The following is a 21315-nucleotide window of genomic DNA, read 5'->3' on the forward strand; positions in this document are numbered from 1 at the left end:
ATAAATGAGAGACCTAAGAATCGTATTTATGGGTACACCAGATTTTGCTGTCGAAACCCTAAAAAATATAATAGATCATAAATATAAAGTAGTAGGTGTTATTACTGCACCGGATAGACCTGCCGGGCGTGGTCGTAAATTAAAAGCTTCTGCGGTAAAAGAATATGCATTATCCAAAGATTTAAAAATTTTACAACCTACGAATTTAAAAAGTGAAGATTTTATTAATGAGCTAAAGGAATTACAAGCAAATCTTTTTGTGATAGTTGCTTTTAGAATGTTACCAGAAGTCGTATGGAAACTTCCCGAATACGGAACGTTTAACCTGCATGCTTCTCTACTACCTGACTACAGAGGTGCAGCTCCCATTAATTGGGCTATTATTAATGATGAGTCCAAAACAGGTGTCTCTACATTTTTTATTGATGAAAAAATTGATACGGGTCATATTATTTTTCAAAAAGAAGTCGAAATTGAGAAAAATGATAATGCCGGGACTTTACATGATAAATTAATGAATACCGGTGCAACTCTAGTCATAGATACTATTAAAGCAATAGAAAACAATACTGTACAAACAACGCCACAACCAAAAGGAAAGATTACCAAAACAGCATACAAGCTCAATAGAGAAAATACTAAAATAGATTGGAATCAGGATATGGAAGTTATTGTGAACCTAATTAGAGGATTAAGTCCTTACCCTTCAGCCTGGTGTACACTCTTAAATAATGGAATATCTAATCAGATAAAACTATATGATGTTTCTGTTGTTGAAGAACCTAATACTTATGACATCGGAAAAATCATTATTGAAGAAAATATGATTAAAGTAGCTGTAAAAAATGGATTTATTATAGTTAATAAGTTACAACTTCCGGGAAAAAAAGCAATGGATTCTAAATCTTTATTAAATGGGTATACATTCTATAGAGATGCAAAAATGATGTAAGCCCTGTATATGAAAGAGGTTGCGAAATTAATAAAAAACAACATTGTTTATTAACAATCAGCTAGAGTTATCAACAAATCCTTGTATTTACTGGGCTAAACCTTGCATGAATCATAAATCCGTATAAATTTGTAAAGCGTTTAACATAAAGATTGGTTTAACCAACAATTAATTTAAAAACAGAATTATGAACAAAACAGAATTAATCGATGCAATGGCAGCTGACGCTGGAATTACTAAGGCAGCGGCAAAAAAAGCTTTAGAATCTTTCTTAGGAAACGTAGAAGGAACTCTTAAAAAAGGTGGCCGTGTTTCTTTAGTAGGATTTGGATCTTGGTCAGTTTCTAAAAGAGCTGCTAGAGAAGGTAGAAACCCACAAACTGGAAAAACTATCAAAATTGCTGCTAAAAACGTTGTGAAATTTAAGGCTGGAGCTGACTTATCAAATTCAGTGAACTAATCAGCTTGTTTTATATTAAACTTATTAAAAGCTCTCAATATTGAGAGCTTTTTTTATGGGTTTAAAATCAAAAAATAATGATCTATTTTGATTATTAAAAATAATTATTTAGATTTAAATGTAAAACCATCGTATGATTTCACTTAAACCTTCAAAAGGGCACCTACTTATTGCAGAGCCATCGATTATTGGAGACATGTCCTTTAATCGGTCAGTAGTACTCTTGGCAGACCATGGTGATCATGGTTCTATTGGTTTTATTATGAATAAGCCTTTGGACTTTTTTCTTTCTGATCTTGTACCCGAAATTGAAACCGAATTCAAAATTTATAATGGCGGCCCAGTAGAACAAGATAATCTATATTTTATTCATAAAGTACCTGATTTGATCCCTGATAGCGTAGAAATATCAGGAGGTATCTATTGGGGAGGTGATTTTACCGTCGTTTCAGAATTAATTGCTCAAAGTAAAATAACTCCAAACGAAATTAGATTTTTCTTAGGATATTCTGGATGGGGATCTCAACAACTCAATCAAGAATTAGAAGCTAACTCTTGGGTTATTGTAGAAAATAATTATGAAAAGAATATTTTTGGAAAATCATATGATACTTTCTGGAAAGATAAAATGATAGAGTTAGGTGGTGACTATGTCTTATGGTCTAATGCACCAGAAAATCCTTCATATAATTAATTCCCCAATCGAATCCTAGTATTCAATATCCCTAATAATCTTTTAGCAGTAGTTGCCTGATATTCCTTTTTTCTAAATTTGGTGATTGGCACAATACCTTGTATTACGTTAGTAATAAAGAGTTCATCTGCTTTTTGTAATTCAAAAGGAGAAATTGAAGCTTCTTCCACTGTATATTCTGGTAATTTTTCTAAAACTCTAAGTATTTGAGTTCTCAATACTCCTCGCAAACAACCATCTGATAGCGGAGGTGTTTTTATAGTAGTACCCTTAACCAAAAATAAATTGCTACTCAAGGCTTCAACAATCATTTTATTTGTATTGACTAAAAAACATGTATCAAATCCGTTTTCTTTAGCAAAAATACTTCCAAGAACATTAATAAGTTTATTGTTTGATTTTAAAGTAGACAAAATATCAGGAGAAACATAATGGTCTTTGAAGAGGGTTGCTTCATACTTCTTCTCATTAATAGTATAAAAAGGAGTCTGCAAAGCAGATGCTAAAATCATATATTCTACTTCATTTGAATCAGGTGTATACAAACCTCCTGCCTTTCTATTCACTAATATTTTAACCCTACAAGAAGTATTAATCAATTCATTTTTTTCAACAATTGTCAAAATTTCTTGTTCCAGAAACTCAGGAGTAAATTCCATAGGAATTTGCATTCTAAGCATACGCATAGAAGCCATTAATCTAAAATAGTGATCTTCCCAAAATAGGATTTTTCCAGAATTAACCCTAACCGTTTCAAATAGAGCATCTCCATAATTGATACCTCTATTTTGTACTGTTATTGTTGCACTATCTTTTTCTAAAAGATTTCCATTAATATTTATCATAAAAAAAGTCCCATAAAGCATCCTTTATGGGTAAAATATTGATTTTAAAAGTTATAGAAATTAAGCAGACCCTAAAACATGTTTTAGATTACCTATCATGTTATCCCAAAGCATCTTATTTTCATCTATTTCATCATCTTCAGAATAATCAGTAATGATAAGAGAAACATCTTTGGTAATTTCATCTACCTGGATACGCATTTCAAAATAATAATCATTCCCATCATCTTCGTCTGCGACCCATCTAAATTTTATACGTTCTCCGCTTTTTTTACTTAATAGTTTTGCTTCCTCTTCAGAATCATCCCAAATAAAAGTAAATAACTCTCCTCGAGAATTTACATTATCTGCAAACCACTCTGAAAGCCCAGAAGGTGTAGAAATATATTGATATAATAATTGTGGTGACGATTGCACCACAAATTCGAGTTCATATTTTGTTTTTTCAGACATATCATTAATTGTTGGATAGCCAATATATACATTAATTACATACTTTAAAAGTACATTGAAAAAAAAATTATTATGCATATTGTTTGTAGCAATGTATTTTGTTTTTATATTTGCACCCGAATTAAAAGGATGTAGCATCTAATATGGCGAGGTAGCTCAGCTGGTTAGAGCGTTGGATTCATAACCCAGAGGTCGGGGGATCGTGCCCCCCTCTCGCTACACTAATTCGCATAAGCCCTTTGTTACAAAGGGCTTATTTTATTTTCAATTAGTTGGATTATAGAGGCTTTTTGCTGAATTTTGGTTCTACGAATAGTGTTTATGTGTAGTTTTAGCTAGTTTAATTTCCGAGAATAGAGATCTCAGTTACTATTTTATTTATAACTCTTTCATCGATAAAGTACTTTTTAAGCATACCTATACAATATAAAAGAAAAACATTTTACATTTATCGCCTATAATGAGCTCATTACCTTTAAAATACAGAAAAGCAGCACGTTTTTATACAGTCTGACTTCTCGGGTATGTTGTAGTAAATTATTTTTTAAAAATCAGCTTCATATCCGTGTCCATTTCTTCCATAAAAAGTTAACCATTTAGCTAAAGAATAAACTATGTGTAATTTACTTTCTAAAGTTTCCTCGTCAGCATCTGGTGGTATTTTTTGGTCTTTTAGGTATTCCAAATTATTTTCTTTAGCAATTTTTTCAGCGACAGACATCAATCTATTTCCATAGTCTAATGCATCTTCGGCTGATTTAGTTTCCCAAGCCTCATTTGTGAGATCTTCTCCGATTAAATCAACACAATCTAAAAGAAATTGACCCCTGAAAACATTTTCATCTTGTCCCGAAGCTATATAGCAAGGAACACCATCTTGTTCTTTTGCAAGATGAATAACATAAAAACCTTGATATTCTTTAAAGAACTCTTCCCAAGAAGGCTTTTTTTCTAATTCTTCATATTTCTCTTTTAACCATTCTTCAGCTTCTCGATCTCTTCCAACCATTGGCGCTTTAATAGTTTCGTAAGTCGGGATTTGATTGTCAAACCATTCTTCGATCAATTCATCTTTGGTAGGCAACTTTTTACCTTTTAATTTATCCCAAAAACTGGTTTTCAGAACATTATCCGATTCTACCATTTTGAAAATTTCTAAAAACCTTTTTTCAAATCCTTTTTTGGGTTTTCCTAAAGGTCTCATATCTAACCCCATATTCTTTGTTTTAATTGACTACAAAGTTCTGTGTATGGTTTGTTACCACATGGTTTCATCTTAATTCCGTTATATTTTGATCAAACCAAACATCTTCATAACCTTTTTTATCCGTCAAAAAGCGAAATCCAACATCAAGTCCGAGGTATTTGGCTATTTTAGGTTTTAATTCAATTAGATGTTCCAGACATAAAGGTATGAAAAAGTCATCTTCGTCAGACCATTCACCGCTCCATATGTACCATCCATTCATTTTTCCATGTTTGGGGTGTCTTAAACCATTCAAAGGTTCAAGTTCAAGATTTGAAGAAACTCCAATAAAAAGTTTTTCGTCAATAGAAGTAAAGTCAGAATTATACTTTTTACAAATCAGTTTTTGCAATTTTATATGTTTTTTTAATTCTCCAATTTCTTGATTTTCCATTATTATCTAATATGTGGTATAATGATTTTCATCATTAGGAAATTATAAATCAAAACAAAAGCAACAGTAGGAAAAATAAAATTTTTCTTATTTGCAGTTTTCAAATTAATACAATAAGCAATCGCTCCGAATAATGGTGTAAATAAAGCAGATAATAACAATATACTATTTAGGGAATATAATTTTAAATTTTCCTTTGAATTCATTTCTGCAATATTTTAATTATTCATTTACTTATAACGCCTTATGTATGAATCGTTACGGCAAAGCCACTATGATTTCATACCACCTTGTTACCTGCTGGTTTTTACTTTTTCTATTGCTAGTTTCTGTTCGTCAGTTAATTCAATTTTATTAAGAGAAATAGACATTGTTATGTCAGATACTTTATCAAATGCAATGTTTTTAACTTTTTCCTTATTCAGTAATTTAGCAACTCTTTCAGTACAAAATCTATACATATTACTTTGACCATTTTCGTTTGGATTACACATAAATAAATCCGAACCATCCCAAAAATTGTCCTTAAAGTAGAGTCCTTTTACATGTGGCTCCATGGTAATTCCGATTTTATCCATTATAATAGAACTATTAGCATAACTTCTATATCCACATCGTCCAGTAATAATTAGTCCAAAGAATTTCTCATTAATTAATTCATCTTTTTTGGTAAGAACATTCACATCGTAGGTTTCCCATCCGGTTACAGAATTTTTTTCGAATATCCTGATAACTCTTTCACTAACAATTAAGGGAAATGCATTTGTAGTCCAAACTATATCATAAAGTTTTTTTCCTCCCATTGAATGTTTAACAGGAACGACTATATTTATTCTTTTCTCTCCTCTTGAAATTTGGGGTTCGGCAAGATCATAATTCTCAATTACTCCTCTAAAAGGTCTATTTGAATGTGATTCTCCAATTAAAAATATTCTATTATAATCAGTCATTTTTCTTCTTGCAGGTAACGGCTTCGTATAACCGTCAGTTACGGGTTAATATACGCAGACTTTTCGGTTAAGCACTGACGTTAGCAATTCCGAGTGGATTCGGACGTAGTCGAATCCGCCGTAATTGCGGTTATACATTGTTGTACATAGTTTTTTATCTATTAAAATTTGACTTTATTTTATTCCAGAAAGAGCTTTTTTCAACATAAAGTTTATTTATCGATTCAGCTATTTTTTCCACTTGTCTTGTTTCGTGATTCCAGAAATATAGTTCATTAGATAAATTTCCATTCCCGTTATGAGTTAAGATTAGTTGATTTCCATATCCGTCCGCCCCAATTGCAATTCCATTGTCAGGAAACCCATTCCATTTACGAGCATTTTTTGTTTCAAGTCCGATGTGATTACAAGTCCGACTTATTCTTTTTCGATCAGTCTTATCGAAAAATGGATGCAGTTCAAATTCAAACTCGTCCGAAATCAATAATTCTCCGCCATTTGATTTTATCATTCGGTTTTTAAATTCAGATGGGAATTTTACGTTCAATTCCGATTCCGTCTCTTTTATATATTTTTCGTCTAATGGAAATGGCATTTTGCGGTTTGGTTAAATTATGCACAACGGTTTCGGCTATGATTTCGTTGTGGAATCATACGCAGGATTATTCCGCCGAAATCCAGTCGTTTGATTTATACTTTTACTTTGGTGTGCCACAAAACCACAATGAATTATAGCCATTGTTAGGCACTGGCTTTTATTTTTCTTTATTAGCATCTTCTCTTAATTCCGAGTCCATTTCTAACTGCTGAAGCCAAAATCCGTCACTTTCCATTACCTCTGAATCGGCATTTTTTAAGTCCAATTTTAATTTTTCGAATTGTTCGTCCGTAAAATCAGAATTGAGAAACGCATCTTCTCCATTTTCTGTCTGTACTCTTTTCACAAAATCGCGATATGCTATTAAACATTTAGCAGTAGCAGAAAGATCAGAATTAAAAGGCTGCGAACTGAAATAATCTTCGTGGTCGAGACATTCTATCCTATCACTATTTCCTGTATTGATAACAATTGGGTCTCCGTCATTACAAGAGCCAATTACTATATACTTCTCAAATTCAGGTTCTAAAAAGCCATAAATTGTTGTTAGTCTTTGAACACTATCATAAACATCATTAGAATCTTTTGAGAAAGATAAAAAAGGGGCAGCACTATCTGGTAATCCCGATTTTACAAGGAATTCAATTGAACTTTCCGAAAGTCCAAGTCCATTCAGTTTTTCCTGACTGATTGAATTGAGATTATTCTCGTCCAAAGTCCATATGTTTTTAAATTCCTCAGGTTTCATTTTTCAGCTTGTGCCTAACGGTCTCGTATAACCAGTTACGGATTTAAAGTTACGTTTTTTTCCACTGGCTATGCTTTTTTGTAGGAAATTAAATTCAATTACTAGACTACCGCCGTAATTGCGGTTATACATTGTTGTGTGTAGTTTTTTTTAATCGGTTAATTATTTTTCTGGCTCTACCTTCCACGTTTTTCCATTCCCATAATTCTGGATTTCCGAATTCAGGATTTGTGCTTTTCCAATTTTCAGCTCGTTTTTTTGAGTTGACAGATACATTATATTCTATTTGGTTTTCTCCGTTTTTCAAGTCAAGCTGAACAAAAATTATAGCCCAACCATCAATTCGATAGCGGAAAGTCTTTCCATCACAATATTTTGGATTGAGCTTTATTTTCGATGTAAAGAACTTGCCTTTTGATTCAGGATTATAAATTCCAAATCCGAAATGTACTTTTCCGTTCGCGATTCCATTGTCAAAATAGTCTTTGAATTCAGAAAGTGTATTTATTTGAATAATTTCTTTTTCCATTTCGGAATATGATTCATAAAATTCAGTTTTTGAATCAGATAGAATATATTCAATCAGTTCAAAAAGTTGATTTTTATCTATAATTTCTCTTCTCTCCATTAGCCTTTTCTCAAATTACACCTAACGTTTTATATATGTGTCGTAGCAGTGTGAAATGTTACTTTGCTTTTTGATTTTTCTGTGCATTGCTTGCTAACTTTTGCATTTTACAAGCATGGTGCCTTACCAAAAATACAATAACCTTTCGATTCATCACTTTGCTGCTATGATATATATGTTATTGCAAATCGTTTTTTAATACACAATCTCAGTTACCATTAATCTTTTGATAAAATAATTCGAAAAATCCATTTCCATAAAATTTGATTTTCACAAAAAATGATAATAGCAAAATATTTAAATTTGGCTTAGTACCAATCCAAAAATTATCAGATCATAGTTCTTATCGAACAGTTTGTTTATTTATAATTAAAGTACAACAAACATAACTTATAAACTATTTTCTCTTCTTATCAACAATTCATGTAACGTACTCTCGGAAATCGATATTTTTAAATTTGTATTATTTTAAGAAAAAAGACATATTAAAAGTCTTTAGTCAAAATCTAGATTAAATCAAAATATTCTAAAATGTTACAAATATCAATGAGCCTTCGTATGTTTTTCTTGGGAGTATTCGTACTACTTATAGGATGTAAAAAAGAAAATACAACAACAGAAGTAAAGGTCAATCCTAAAGAAAAAAACTCAAACCCAATTCAAAAACCATTACAGCTTACATTAGATCAAGCAAATACACTAGCCGATTTGCCTTTGGCCTGCGTGCAAGTAGAATATCCTAATAAATTAAATCAAACGCTGGGAGGAAAAGAAAATCTTGGAGAGCCTAAGGCGTTACACCCTGCTTTTTACGGGTGTTTTGATTGGCATTCTTCTGTTCATGGGCATTGGTCTTTGGTTAAGTTGCTAAAAAAATTTCCCAAACTAGATAAAAGAGAAAAGGCACTTGAAAAACTAAATCAAAACATTTCAAAAGAAAATATAGCAATAGAAGTGCAGTATTTTGAAGATAAACACAATCAATCTTATGAGAGAACTTATGGTTGGGCTTGGTTACTCAAATTAGCCGAAGAACTACATACTTGGGATGATCCAGCAGCTCGAGTATTAGAAGAAAATCTAAAACCATTAACGGAACTTATAGCTCAAAAATATATTGAGTTTTTACCTCGACTAAACTATCCAATTCGTGTGGGTGAACATACTAATACGGCCTTTGGGTTGTCTTTTGCTTGGGATTATGCAAATACAGTTAGTGATCTGAAATTAAAGGAAAGTATTGAGCGTAAAGCTCGTGAATTCTATAGTAATGACAAAGATTGTCCTATAGGATGGGAACCAAGTGGTTTCGATTTTTTATCCCCTTGTTTTGAAGAAATTGATATCATGCGTAGAGTACTTACTAAGACCGAATTTGAACAATGGATTTCTGATTTTATGCCTCAGTTAAAGGCCAAAAACTTTAGTATAGACGTAGGAGAAGTTTCTGATCGTAATGACGGAAAACTAGTACATTTGGATGGATTAAATTTTAGTCGAGCCTGGGTGTTAAATGGATTGGCTAAACAATATGAAGGTTATGAACATCTTCTTTATGTGGCCAATACTCATATCAATTATTCTCTCCCAAATTTAATAAATGATGCATATGAAGGGGGGCATTGGTTAGGGTCGTTTGCCATTTATGCTCTTGATGTTAATACACTGTAAATGGAAAAGTATATAAAAAGAAAACTCTTTTTTCACAGCGAAAAGTGTACTAACTACAAAAATTGTTAACCATTTTCTGTTTTTGTTATAAACGTGTTTTCATCATTGAATAATTTAATAATTATTCAAACCTCTATTTTATGATTTTTTGATAAAATATATTCTGAATATCAATAAATTACATCTAAAAAAAATAGGAAAAACAAGATTTTTTTTGAGTAATAATTTTAGTAGAAGTATAGTTCTCTCATTGGTTTTGTAATATGTTTATTTATTATAATTCTATAGATAATAATATTGATTTCATATCAGCTAATGACTTCTTATATGGACCATCAAAAAAAGTATATTTTTTAGATCTGAAAATAATTTCATAACCATTATTTTCAATGATTTTAATGGTATTTATTGCTGATTTTAAGTCTTTTTTAAATTGTGTTTTATCCTCATCTTTAAGGTACGCAATAAGTATTTCCTCATGATTTTTAAAACTCTGACCGTTTATAATATTAGCTAGTACATACATATAGGCGTCATTCTTCTTTTTTAACGCGTAATACACTTCGGATAGGTCCTTTCTGATTCTTAAACGATCTTTATTAACTGTAGTACCACTAAAAGAATGATATGGAAATTTAGTTAATGCTAAATCCAAATATTCAATAGCCTTGGGATAGTTCTTATTCGATATATAAGTATCTGCCAAAGCATGTGCTGCAAGGTGGCTTATATTTTTGTAATCGTTTATCTCTCTATCCGATAAATAATATTTGGTTTTGTAGTTATCAGGTATTTCTGAGAGATACATGATAAAATTTATAGGAGTTATATATTTTGAAACGTTATATCTATCAATGCTTTCACTTAAACTGTTTACGGTTTCCTTATATTTTGAGTTAGACTTAAAAGGTTCTAAATCTGACAATTCTTTTGCATTTCTTCGTAATGCATCAGTTAAAAAATCGTGGTATAGTCGAAATTTTTCTTGCTCTTTTAGTTTTTTTAATCGTATTTTTTCTAATTCGGCAATACGTTCTTTTTCTTCGGGACTACGCTCTGCTTCTCTCTTTTTTACTCTATTTTTAATCCGCTCCCTATCTTTTTTCATCAACTCTGCTCTAGAAGGATAGTATACATGTTTGTCTTTTTTAACATTAAAACACCCCATATCTATTACAGATTGAGGAAGTTCTTTAATTAGATTTTCTCTAATATCCAGACTACTAAGTTGTAAGCTACCTAACGAATTAGGAATGCTGGTAATTTTATTGCTCTTAACATTGAGCCTTTTTAAACTCTTCATGTCACCCATTGCTATAGGTAAACTGGTAAGTTGGTTCTTGTCTAAGCTTAATGATTTTAAATTTTGCAGTTTGGTAATAGTATTAGGAATACTTTTTAAACTCATATATCCAGCGCTTAAATCCTGCAATTTTGATAGTTTACCTATTGAGTTAGGTAATGTGGTAAGTTTGTTTTTATTGAGCCAAAGACGTTCTAAATTTGATAAATTTCCTATTTCTTCAGGTAATTTTGTTAATGGGTTGGATTGTAGTTGTATTGATTTTAATGAAGTTAAATTTTTGATGTTTTTTGAGATTGTAATAATTTGATTATCCGTGAGATCAAATTCTTCTATTGCTGGAAGGTCATAAAAAGATTTTGGTAACTCAACTATTTGATTGTTCCTCAATTTTAAAGTTTTAAGCATTGTTAATGCTCCGATTTTTTTAGGAAGCTTTGTAAGTTGGTTACTTGTTAAATCTAGGGTTTCTAGTGCACTAAGTTTGGAAAACGATTCGGGTAAGGTTTTTAGATGATTCTTGAGTGCGTTAAAATATTCTAGACGGGTACAGTTACCGATAGACTCTGGTAATTTATTGATTTTGCATGTTTTAAGATCTAAATAGCTAAGATTTCTTAAATTACCGAAACTTTTAGGAAGTTCTGTCAGATTGTTTTCAGATAAGGATAACATTGTAAGTGCTTCTAAATTACCAATGGAATTAGGTAATTTATTAAGCTGATTTGACTTGATACTTAAATACGATAGGGATTTTAAATTTCCTATACTTTCAGGTAACTCTGTGAGTTTATTTTTATCTAATGTTAACCGTTCAAGATGTTTGAGATTTCCAATAGTATTGGGTAATTTGGTGATATGATTTCTACTTAAAATCAGATTTTTAAGATTTATCAATTTGCCAATACTACTCGGTAATTCGGTTAGGTTTTTTGATGATAGATCTAAAAATTCGACACTTTCCGGGTTTTGTAATGCTTCTTCTAACGAACGACTTCTTTGTTGAGCAATGACTATATTGATTGAAATAAGTAAAAAGAATAGTATGTAATAAAGTTTATTTTTCATTTTTTAGTGGGGATCAAAATTTTTACTGATATCAAATCATTCATATTCAAACAATTAATTTTTTTTAGCCTTTTCCCTCGTTAACTTAAGAAATTAATTGTATTCTAATTAGAAAAACGTATTACAACGTTTAATATATGATATATGTGTCTTAACAGGACAAAACGTTACCTTGCTTTTCGGTTTTTATACACAGTAATTACTAACTTTTTCCCTCTACAGACATTACATTTTACCAAAATACAACAACTATTTGATTGATCACTTTACTGTTATGACATCGTATATTGTATTGTGATTAGTTTTTAAATCCAGTAGCAAATAGGTTTCTAGCCCCTTTTATTCCGCATTTTTGATATTTGTGATAAGCTTGAGCAGCCCTTTCGTCGATTTGTTTACCATTTTCGTTATTCACCCATCCATCAATTGCTGCTTTTAAAGTGTATGCTTCTGGAGCCATTAAATGTGTTGTCCACAAAATGGGATTAGCATTTGCTTTTCTTATTTCGGGAGAGAAATAACTTCTACTAAAACAGGCTAAGATTATTACATCTCTTTTCTTTTTGTTAATTTTATTATAGGTAATATTTACTTCAAAATCCATTAATCCATCATGTCCGACATAGGCTATTAAGTCAGAATCTCCTCCAAAATTAAGTGTTAAATCGTTTTCTTTTATCGCGAATCCATTTTGCGAATTTGAAGCTTTCAAAAAATCTTCTGTACAGGTTTTTATTTTCTCTCCGTCATAAGCATCAGCTAATAAATAAACATCTTTCGTTGAATGCTTAAACAGTAATCTGTCTAAAATAAAAGGATTCGAGGAATTAAATTGTTTTACAAATTTCCAATCTTTAGTTTTTAATTTGAAGAAAGATTTGACTCCATATCCGGCTCCCCAATATAAATTTAGCTTAGGATCCTTACCATTTCCAATCTTTTCAGGTACAGGTACAACACCCTGAAATTCATTGTCACATAATGCTACAAAAACATGAATTGTCTTAGTTTCAGCATGAGTTTTACTAAATAATGTAAAAAAGAATAATAGTATTATTAAATTTTTTGTCATATAATTTTATAGATTACTCACAACATCTCATTTATGATTTGTGGTGTTGTAAATCAAGTTAATAAAAAAGGAGAGAAAAGTGGTTGAATTTCGTTAGAAAACTGCAAACCAACTTTAAAACCAATAACTATAAAGGTTTTTAGAAATTAAAGTCTAATAATAATTTCCAAGTGTCAGCTTCTTTTTTCCAAATAAGAGTATAAAGCCCTTTTCCCCCAACTTCGAACGTTCCAATATCATAAATAATATTATTACTTATTTGTAATACTTTCGAAGATTCTAGTTTGATTTTATATGATTCATTATTCATATAGGAATATGCATCAATTATTTCTTTTCCTTTGTACAAGGTCCCTCGATTAAAGTATTTCCCATTTTTTGAAAAAACTTTATCAACTATTAAATCAGGTCTATGCTGGTTAGAATATTTTTCCCAACTTTCTCGTGCCTGATTAACTAAATTCACTTCGAGATTAGAATAATCCGTATTTATATATATTACTTCAAATTCTTTTGTCCATTTACCTTTATTTTTCCAGCCAATAATTGTACTTAAGGTTTTTCCATTTAAGGTTTCATAAGTTCCAAGCACGAATTTTTGATTCTCTCTTAGTTGATAGACTTCCAAAGATTTATAAATATTTAACTGCCCAACATTCTTTATTAGGGTTAAAAGTTGTTTGTTTATATCTTCTAAACCTATAAACAGCTCATCATTAATCATAATTCCACTATTTTCAGAATAAAAAGATTCTAGATTTTTAGAACTTTTTAGTGATTCAAGCCAAGACCTTTGTATTTTTTCTGATGATTCATTTTCTAATTGTTGACCAATTGTATTATTAGATATAGAAGTGATCAAAAGAAATATTAGAAATTTAGTCCAATGTTTTTTTTTCATAAGAGCATAGTATTGTATCCAACGACTCTTGTATGTTACGTTTGCGCCCCGTAGGAAGCATATGTACTATACAAATTGTTGTGCGTTCGCTATTTTGTTTATTGGTTTTAACTTTTTAATCCAGTATCCCTTTCCTCCACCTTCAAAGCTAAATCTAATCATATTTTTAGTTTTTAAGTATATTAGAATTGGATATAAATCATCATCATAAATTATATTATAATCTAGGTAATCATTCAGGGCTCCCATGGACTATAGACTGAACTCCCATTTGATTATTTTAACAATAACGCACAGACGTTACCTATTTTGTGTTTCTCAAATTAAGGGTTAAAATAATAAAATTTGTAACGTATACTTGGCAAATACATAACTAACTTTTGGTGTGACATTAAAAAGCATTGGGTTTACATTGCATTATCAATAATTTTTACATGATCTCCTCCCAAGCCCCATTTTGAGGATCAAACTTGAGAAATTCTCCTGTGTCTGTAAATTCAGAAGCAGTCATTTGAATCTCAAATAGATCTTCTTCACTGTAACTTGAGATAAAAGAAAGACAATTACTACGCAAATTCGCCCGAACTGAAGAATCAATTGTTTTGAACGAAAAAGAGGTTTCGGTTTCTGCTTCGTTAGTTATTATAAATCCATATCTCAATAGTCGCTCTCTTAAGCTTTGCTTTTGATTTGGTTCGAAATCTTGAATTAAAGATTCATTTTCAAGAAATTCTAGTCCAGAATTGTTCTCTTTTACTTCTTTCCGGTATAGGTAAATGTGATATCCCATTTTTTGATATTATTGCTAACGTTAAGTTTAAAGAATAGTTTCGTTGACTTCTCTTGCTAATTTATAAATATACCCAAACTTTATGTTTTGTGATTGATTTTCTTACTTGGGAAAATTGCTAAGCAATATTTTTTTAGATTTTGCTGTGCTTAGTTTTTATCGTATCAATTTGTGATCTCAACATTTCTATCCACCAATTTTTTCTTGTGTATTCATCATACTGACCTTTAATAAAGAGTAGTTCTTCTCGCAAGACTTTAATCGTACGACCTACTATAGTTAACACTCTTTAATACATTTTAACAATTATTTATTTAGGGAGATGTATTGGTGGTGTGTTTCAAGAACATATTAATTTAAACTAAAATAAAACACAAAAAATTATGACAATTAAAAAAAGAGAAGAAAGACTTATGAATAAGTCTATTAGAGTAAGTTTTAAATTTATGTTTTTTGTTTTTTTACTTGGAGCTATTTCATGTTCGAAAGATGATCCGGTTAATGAAACTGAAATTAATGAGGTTTTAGCAAGAAAAAAGAGAACCCCTGTACCTTATGATAAATTTTCTAAAGCTCTAAATAAAGCAAAATTACAAGGACCAGGAAGTGGAATCATTAAAAGGAAGATTAAAAAAAATAAAAAAGACATTTGGGTTAATGTAGAGAAAGGAAATTTTAGTGGATATAAGAGTAGTAACTTTTATATGAAAGATAACCAAATGTATTTTAAAAGTCCAAAAGGAAGTAAAAAAAGAACTGAATTAAGAAGGTTTGGTGATTATAGTCCATCAACTAGTTTGACTTCTACTGGAAATCTAAAAGTTCATACTACTAGTCATAAAGAATTTACTGTTATGCAACTTCATCATAGTGGTAAAAACAGCCCTTTATTAAAAATAGAATACAAAGCAGAAAGTGGTAAAAATGCTGCTGGTTTTTATGCCGTAAATCGAAGTAAACCTGGCGCTTCAACTAGTGGAAGAACAAAATTTTTAAGAGGTGGTAGTGCTGCTAAGTTTAAGATTAGATATCGACCTTACAATAAAAAACTTAAAAATGGTAAACTACAAGCAAGAGCAAAGGTTTCAGTAGTTGTTAATAATAATTCAAAAAGCCCTGTCCAAATTGCTGATATTTTGCAGAGTGATTGGGGAACAGGTTTTTATTTTAAAGCAGGAGCTTATAATCAAAAATCAGGTAGTGCAAAGGTATCTTTTCTTTCATTAGATTGGTAAAATTATAGTAGAGTAAATTTCTATAGTACAGTTTTAGGTTTAGCATTACAAATAGATTTTGTTATTGTAATATGATACAAAAATTTTATTTGAAATTTATTCTATAAATGAAAAAGAACTTAAACTTCATATATGGCTCTAGTGCCAAGTAAAATTTAAACCTTTACTTCATTATAATTTTGATGATAATCATATTAATAGGGGGGCTATTATTATATCATTGAATTATAAACTAGAGCCATTGTATGACAATAAATACCTAAAAAAATATTTTTTTGATCATATCATTAACATCATGTATCTACAATGATCTGATGATGAAAAAGAAATAATTATTTAAAAAAATGGGCACAAATAAAGAGAGGAGTTTAAAGAAGTAATACTCTTTTACTATGAATGCATTTTACTTTATGATCCAGGTAAGAATTTCCAACAATTACTTACTTATAATTACAACAGATATTCATTATTTAAATACTATTTTTAATCAAACAAATCAACAAACTGTCTAATACTATATATTACTTCTACATTTAAAGCATGATAACGAATCATACGATCATTTCATAAATAATCAACATTCTATTTTTTTTAAGATGTAATTGCATCTCTGATTTTATTTTTTCTATGTAATTTTGAAAAATATAACGGTTACGTTATGATAAACTTAAATTAACACATTACCCTTGTCACAAAAAAAGTCCAGAATTCTTAAACTAGCTTTATTTGCCACCGGACTTTCAGGAATTGTTGCAGAATATATTTTATCTACATTAGCAACTTATTTTTTGGGTGATTCTGTTTTTCAATGGACGATGATATTGTCTATTATGTTATTCGCTATGGGAGTTGGAAGTAGATTGAGTACTTTTTTTACTACCAAAATCCTAGAAAAATTTTTGATTGCAGAGTTTCTATTATCGCTACTTACATCTACTGCTGCGCTCGCTACTTATTTTCTAGTTGGTTTTACAGAAAACATTGGTCTCGTTATTTATAGCTTCAGTATTGCTATAGGATTATTAATAGGAATGGAAATTCCTCTGGTAACACGTATTAATCAAGATAATGAGGAGCTAAGAACCAATATCGCCGGAGTGATGGAGAATGATTATTATGGAAGCCTCATTGGTGGTTTATTTTTTGTTTTTGTAGGTTTACCTTTCTTAGGGTTAACCCATACACCTTTTATACTTGGCGGAATCAATTTCTTAGTTGCTATTGCTCTTTTTGTAAGACTAAAAAAGTATATAACTGTATCTTATCTAATCCCTTTTAAAATTACAATTCCTGTTGTATTATGTACCATATTGTTTTTAAGCTATAATGCTGATGAAATCGTATTGTATGGTGAGCAAAAGAAATTTAATGACAAAGTTGTTTTCTCTAAACAAACACGTTACCAAAAAATTACCATCACACAATGGAAAGAACATTATTGGTTATATCTTAACGCTAGCAAACAACTATGTACTTTTGATGAATTTTTATATCATGAGCCTTTAGTCCATCCCGTAATGAAACTTACCAAGGATCCTCGCAATGTATTAATTCTAGGAGCCGGAGATGGTTGTGCAATACGAGAGGTATTAAAATATCAGGAAGTACAAAATATCACCTTGGTTGATATTGATCCCGAAATGACAAAAATCGGGAAATCAAATGAGATTTTCACTACTATGAATGATAGTGCGTACTATAATCCCAAAGTAAAGGTAGTCAATCAAGATGCATTTCAATTTTTAGAAAATTCTACTGAATTCTATGATGTAATGATTCTTGATTTTCCTGACCCTAAAAGTATTGATTTAAATAGAGTGTACACCAAAGAGTTCTATAGGCTTTGTCATAAAAGGCTTAGACCTTTGGGGAATATTATAACCCAGGCAGTTAGCCCCTACTATACAACAAAAGCTTTTAGATCTATCGAAAAAACAATTGATGCTTCTGGGTTTACTGCATTACCTATTCACAATCATGTATATTCATTTGGAGAATGGGGATGGGTTATCGGATCCAAACAACAAACCAAAAGCGAACTTAAAGAAGACCTTTTAAAAATGACTTTTGATGATCTCGATGTAAAATGGATTACAAATGAATCAATGAATCTTATGACTTCTTTTGGTCGAGACCTTATAAAGGTAGATAGTGTAGAAGTAAATACTGTGCGCAACCCTGTTTTATATAAATATTATTTAGATGGTACATGGGCTAAATTCTTATAATCATTATAAATGGATAGACGTCAATTTTTATATCTAAGCGGAGGAATCATTACTTTGGGAGCTTGTAAAAAAAGTAATCCTGAAATTTTACAAAAAAAACTAACATTTCCCATCCATATTGATTCGAATAGCAAAACAGGACATCTTGTAAAATCAGCAATTGAACTACCCATAACATCTAACCTGAGAACAGAAACTCTCATTGTCGGAGGAGGAATTGCAGGGCTATCGGCAGCATGTTCATCACCTTCTAAAGATTTTATGGTATGCGAACTAAATACAAGATTGGGAGGCACATCGAGCGCTTTATCCATCAACAATACACTATATTCACAAGGAGCGCATTATGAACATACATATTTACAAAACTATGGTAAAGATGGTCTGAAATTATTAGAAAAGTTACAGGTAATTAAATTTAATTCCTATACCAATTTGTGGGACTTTGTAGATCAACAACACCTTATCTCCTCTGAACAAGAAACTGCTTGTTACGTACATGGAGAGATGAAACCTTCAGTTTTATTGAATTCTGAATTACGCAAAAACTTTTTTGATCTGCTTAGTCAATTCAAAGGAGATTTCCCATTACCAAGTACTTTAATCCCTTCTGAGCTTCATTATCTGGATCACATTACATTCTACGATTACCTCAATAAATATCTACCTATCGATGGTTCATTTATCAATGCAATAGACTATCAAATGCTGGATGATTATGGTGGTACTTCTAAACAAGTTTCAGCATTGGCAGGTATCCACTATTATACATGCAGACCTTATTACTCTAATCAGAGCATTGAATTATTCTCTCCTGTTGAGGGTAATTATTATTTCATAAATAAAATGGCAAATCAGATTCCTTCTGAAAATTTACACTGTAATCATCTCGTATTTGGATTAAAAAAAGAAATGAACAGATGGCATATCGATGTTTTGGATACCAAAAACATGATCCGAAAGAAAGTGATAGCCAATACCGTTGTCTATGCCGGCCAAAAACATGCATTACGATATGTTTATCCTTTAGCTTTTCCTCAATTCAAAGATGTCTCTTATACCCCATGGGTAGTTATTAACATTGCTGTTTCTAATGATATAAAACTCCCTAATAGTAAGTGGCAAAATGATTTTATCTCCACAGATACTACTTTTTTGGGTTTTGCTGATTCCAAGATTCAGAATCCAAATAATAATAGAGTACTTACTGCTTACTATTGTTTTCCTGATATGCATCATTACAGTGTACAACATCTGGAAACTTCTTATGAAGCTATTGTGCATGAAACGATCAAAAAAATATCTGACTATTACAAAAAAGACATTAGTAGTGCTGTACAAGAAGTATATATTAAATTATTAGGCCATGCTATGCCAATGCCAAAGACAGGTTATTTAACAACATCAAGAAAATTATCAATAGATGGTTTAGCTTTTGCAGGGGCTGATACAGGTCGTTTACCACTTTTATTTGATGCATTAGACTCTGGCATACAAGCTTCAAAAATGATATCTAATACAGAAATATGATTTTTTAATACATATCCCAATTGCCATCTAAATAGTATTTATAAAGCATGGGTGAATTAATCGTATTAATTTCTACGAGAGATGTATCTACCAATGGTTTTCCGAAAGATGTGATTAAATTTATAGCCTCTTTATTGAACCATTTATTATTAAGATGTTTATACGAAGCTTGTTTTAATCGTTTTATCATTTGTGCTTTGGTATTTTTCTTACTTCCTAAAATCCAACCCCATTCTCCCAAAGTCAGTACTTGATTGTGCAATGGTAAACACGAGAAACCGGCAGCTTTCATCGTTTTGTCAATACAATAAAATGCTTTTGTTGCATAATAAGGACTACCAGCCTGAGTAATAATATGTCCGTTAGGGCGTAATGCCTGATATGCCAAATGGTAAAACTCTAGAGAATACAGTTTATTGATATCAATAGTTTTGGCATCAGGTAGATCTATAATAATAACATCATAAAAAATCTGGTTCGTTTCTAAAAAAGTAAAACCATCATCATTAATAATTGTCACTTTGGGGTCATGTAATGCAGCCTCATTATATTTTACAATTCCTTGAAATTCTTTTCCTAACCTTGTCATAGCCGGATCCAAATCTACAAGTGTAATTGTATTTACATCATCATACTTCAATAATTCTTTTACATTAAATCCATCTCCTCCACCGATAATCAATATATTTTTATGTTCTGGTGTTAATGCCATGATAGGATGTACCATAGGCTCATGATATAGAAATTCATCAAACGTGCTGAGCTGTTGGTTTCCATTAATATAAAGCCAATAATGTTCTTTCCATTGAGTGACCGTGATTTGTTGATATTTAGACTGTTCTTGATAGACTATTTTATCTTTATATCTGGATTGTTCGCTATGCAGCACTATATCATCTGATACTGTAAACCCTACACTTAATATGAATATCAATACCACTATTGAAGAAATTACCCATTTTTTTTCTGTAATCAATTCACTTTTATAGTTCCAGAAAAGTAATCCTGCAGCAATAAAATTCAACGTTCCAAAAACGAATGCTGTATTTGTTATCCCTAACTCTGGCAATCCCCAAAAAGCAAATAACAACCCTCCTATTAAACTACCAATATAATCCCAGGACATTATATTGGATATGTTTTTGTTTAAGGGCTCATATTGTTGATTTAGCCTTGTTGCCAGAGGGATTTCAAACCCTATACAAAAACCTACCAACAATGCTAGTGTATAAATAATTATGGATATAAATTCTGTTTTTGCAGCAATGGCATAAACAAATAATGGCGAAAAACTGATGAGAATCGATAGTAAGAACTCTATAGTAAGAAATGTGAGTAATATATGTTTGGTAACCAATCTACTGATACGGCTTCCTATCCCCATAGCAAAAAGCATGATTGATAACACAACAGTCCATTGTACAATTGCATTTCCTATAAAATAGGATCCTAATGTAGACAAAATAAATTCTGAGGTTAATCCAGAAATTCCTGTTGCAAAAATGGCTGTTTTAAGCCAAAAGCTCTTTGTTTTGATCATGAGCTTAGT

At 30.9% G+C, this 21315-nt stretch carries 20 protein-coding genes and 1 tRNA gene; 8 read left to right on the forward strand and 13 right to left on the reverse strand.

Features of this window, described 5'->3' with window-relative positions; genetic code table 11:
* Window positions 1–4: 4 nt before the first annotated feature.
* The 3 genes from fmt (at window position 5) to FHK87_RS02930 (ending at window position 2106) form a co-directional block, all read left to right on the forward strand.
* Window positions 5–952: a methionyl-tRNA formyltransferase gene (gene fmt, locus FHK87_RS02920; protein WP_140589560.1), complete on the forward strand. Its 948-nt coding sequence runs from the start codon at window positions 5–7 to the stop codon at window positions 950–952.
* Window positions 953–1139: 187 nt separating this feature from the next.
* Entirely contained in the window at window positions 1140–1412 is a 273-nt protein-coding gene (locus FHK87_RS02925; protein WP_140589563.1) for an HU family DNA-binding protein, read from the forward strand.
* 133 nt (window positions 1413–1545) lie between these two features.
* Window positions 1546–2106: a YqgE/AlgH family protein gene (locus tag FHK87_RS02930; RefSeq protein WP_140589566.1), complete on the forward strand. Its 561-nt coding sequence runs from the start codon at window positions 1546–1548 to the stop codon at window positions 2104–2106.
* Here FHK87_RS02930 and FHK87_RS02935 read toward each other — a convergent pair.
* Window positions 2103–2951: an aminotransferase class IV gene (locus FHK87_RS02935; RefSeq protein ID WP_140589568.1), complete on the reverse strand. Its 849-nt coding sequence runs from the start codon at window positions 2949–2951 to the stop codon at window positions 2103–2105. The two genes, FHK87_RS02930 and FHK87_RS02935, sit on opposite strands and share 4 nt — an antisense overlap.
* A gap of 60 nt (window positions 2952–3011) precedes the next feature.
* On the reverse strand, window positions 3012–3404 hold the full coding sequence (locus FHK87_RS02940; protein ID WP_140589570.1) for an START-like domain-containing protein: 393 nt from the start codon (window positions 3402–3404) through the stop codon (window positions 3012–3014).
* Window positions 3405–3549: 145 nt separating this feature from the next.
* Between FHK87_RS02940 and FHK87_RS02945 the strand changes: the two genes are divergently transcribed.
* Window positions 3550–3623: transfer RNA gene (locus tag FHK87_RS02945), tRNA-Met, on the forward strand.
* Window positions 3624–3948: 325 nt separating this feature from the next.
* On the opposite strand, the gene FHK87_RS02950 is transcribed toward FHK87_RS02945, so the two are convergent.
* From FHK87_RS02950 to FHK87_RS02975, 6 genes are all read right to left on the reverse strand, one after another.
* Window positions 3949–4620, reverse strand: coding sequence for a hypothetical protein (locus tag FHK87_RS02950; protein WP_140589573.1), 672 nt, complete (start codon window positions 4618–4620; stop codon window positions 3949–3951).
* 55 nt (window positions 4621–4675) lie between these two features.
* Window positions 4676–5044 (reverse strand): immunity protein Imm33 domain-containing protein, encoded by a 369-nt coding sequence (locus FHK87_RS02955; RefSeq protein WP_140589575.1) that lies wholly within the window; start codon window positions 5042–5044, stop codon window positions 4676–4678.
* 293 nt (window positions 5045–5337) lie between these two features.
* Window positions 5338–5994: a hypothetical protein gene (locus FHK87_RS02960; protein WP_140589578.1), complete on the reverse strand. Its 657-nt coding sequence runs from the start codon at window positions 5992–5994 to the stop codon at window positions 5338–5340.
* A 154-nt stretch (window positions 5995–6148) separates the two neighbouring features.
* Complete coding sequence (locus tag FHK87_RS02965) at window positions 6149–6589, reverse strand: SMI1/KNR4 family protein (protein ID WP_140589580.1); 441 nt, start codon at window positions 6587–6589, stop codon at window positions 6149–6151.
* A 160-nt stretch (window positions 6590–6749) separates the two neighbouring features.
* Window positions 6750–7340: an SUKH-4 family immunity protein gene (locus tag FHK87_RS02970; protein ID WP_140589582.1), complete on the reverse strand. Its 591-nt coding sequence runs from the start codon at window positions 7338–7340 to the stop codon at window positions 6750–6752.
* Between the two features lie 124 nt (window positions 7341–7464).
* Window positions 7465–7968 (reverse strand): hypothetical protein, encoded by a 504-nt coding sequence (locus FHK87_RS02975; protein WP_140589585.1) that lies wholly within the window; start codon window positions 7966–7968, stop codon window positions 7465–7467.
* A gap of 531 nt (window positions 7969–8499) precedes the next feature.
* On the opposite strand from FHK87_RS02975, the gene FHK87_RS02980 reads away from it, so the two are divergent.
* Window positions 8500–9639, forward strand: coding sequence for a DUF2891 domain-containing protein (locus tag FHK87_RS02980; protein WP_226294029.1), 1140 nt, complete (start codon window positions 8500–8502; stop codon window positions 9637–9639).
* Window positions 9640–9913: 274 nt separating this feature from the next.
* Here the strand turns inward: FHK87_RS02980 and FHK87_RS02985 are convergent, their stop codons facing one another.
* The 4 genes from FHK87_RS02985 to FHK87_RS03000 all read right to left on the reverse strand — a co-directional run bounded on the left by FHK87_RS02985 (window position 9914) and on the right by FHK87_RS03000 (window position 14773).
* Window positions 9914–12010, reverse strand: coding sequence for a leucine-rich repeat domain-containing protein (locus FHK87_RS02985; protein ID WP_140589587.1), 2097 nt, complete (start codon window positions 12008–12010; stop codon window positions 9914–9916).
* Between the two features lie 298 nt (window positions 12011–12308).
* Entirely contained in the window at window positions 12309–13082 is a 774-nt protein-coding gene (locus FHK87_RS02990; RefSeq protein WP_140589589.1) for a hypothetical protein, read from the reverse strand.
* Window positions 13083–13221: 139 nt separating this feature from the next.
* Window positions 13222–13983: a nuclear transport factor 2 family protein gene (locus FHK87_RS02995; RefSeq protein WP_140589591.1), complete on the reverse strand. Its 762-nt coding sequence runs from the start codon at window positions 13981–13983 to the stop codon at window positions 13222–13224.
* 430 nt (window positions 13984–14413) lie between these two features.
* Window positions 14414–14773, reverse strand: coding sequence for a hypothetical protein (locus FHK87_RS03000; protein ID WP_140589594.1), 360 nt, complete (start codon window positions 14771–14773; stop codon window positions 14414–14416).
* A gap of 383 nt (window positions 14774–15156) precedes the next feature.
* Between FHK87_RS03000 and FHK87_RS03005 the strand changes: the two genes are divergently transcribed.
* The 3 genes from FHK87_RS03005 (at window position 15157) to FHK87_RS03015 (ending at window position 19766) form a co-directional block, all read left to right on the forward strand.
* Window positions 15157–16008, forward strand: coding sequence for a polysaccharide lyase family 7 protein (locus tag FHK87_RS03005; RefSeq protein WP_140589596.1), 852 nt, complete (start codon window positions 15157–15159; stop codon window positions 16006–16008).
* 686 nt (window positions 16009–16694) lie between these two features.
* Entirely contained in the window at window positions 16695–18236 is a 1542-nt protein-coding gene (locus FHK87_RS03010; RefSeq protein ID WP_226294030.1) for a polyamine aminopropyltransferase, read from the forward strand.
* 9 nt (window positions 18237–18245) lie between these two features.
* Window positions 18246–19766: an NAD(P)-binding protein gene (locus FHK87_RS03015; protein ID WP_140589601.1), complete on the forward strand. Its 1521-nt coding sequence runs from the start codon at window positions 18246–18248 to the stop codon at window positions 19764–19766.
* A gap of 4 nt (window positions 19767–19770) precedes the next feature.
* Here FHK87_RS03015 and FHK87_RS03020 read toward each other — a convergent pair whose 3' ends face one another.
* Window positions 19771–21306 (reverse strand): polyamine aminopropyltransferase, encoded by a 1536-nt coding sequence (locus tag FHK87_RS03020; protein ID WP_140589603.1) that lies wholly within the window; start codon window positions 21304–21306, stop codon window positions 19771–19773.
* Between the last annotated feature and the right edge of the window lie 9 nt (window positions 21307–21315).

Source organism: Aquimarina algicola (genome assembly GCF_006443095.1).
Classification (GTDB): domain Bacteria; phylum Bacteroidota; class Bacteroidia; order Flavobacteriales; family Flavobacteriaceae; genus Aquimarina; species Aquimarina algicola.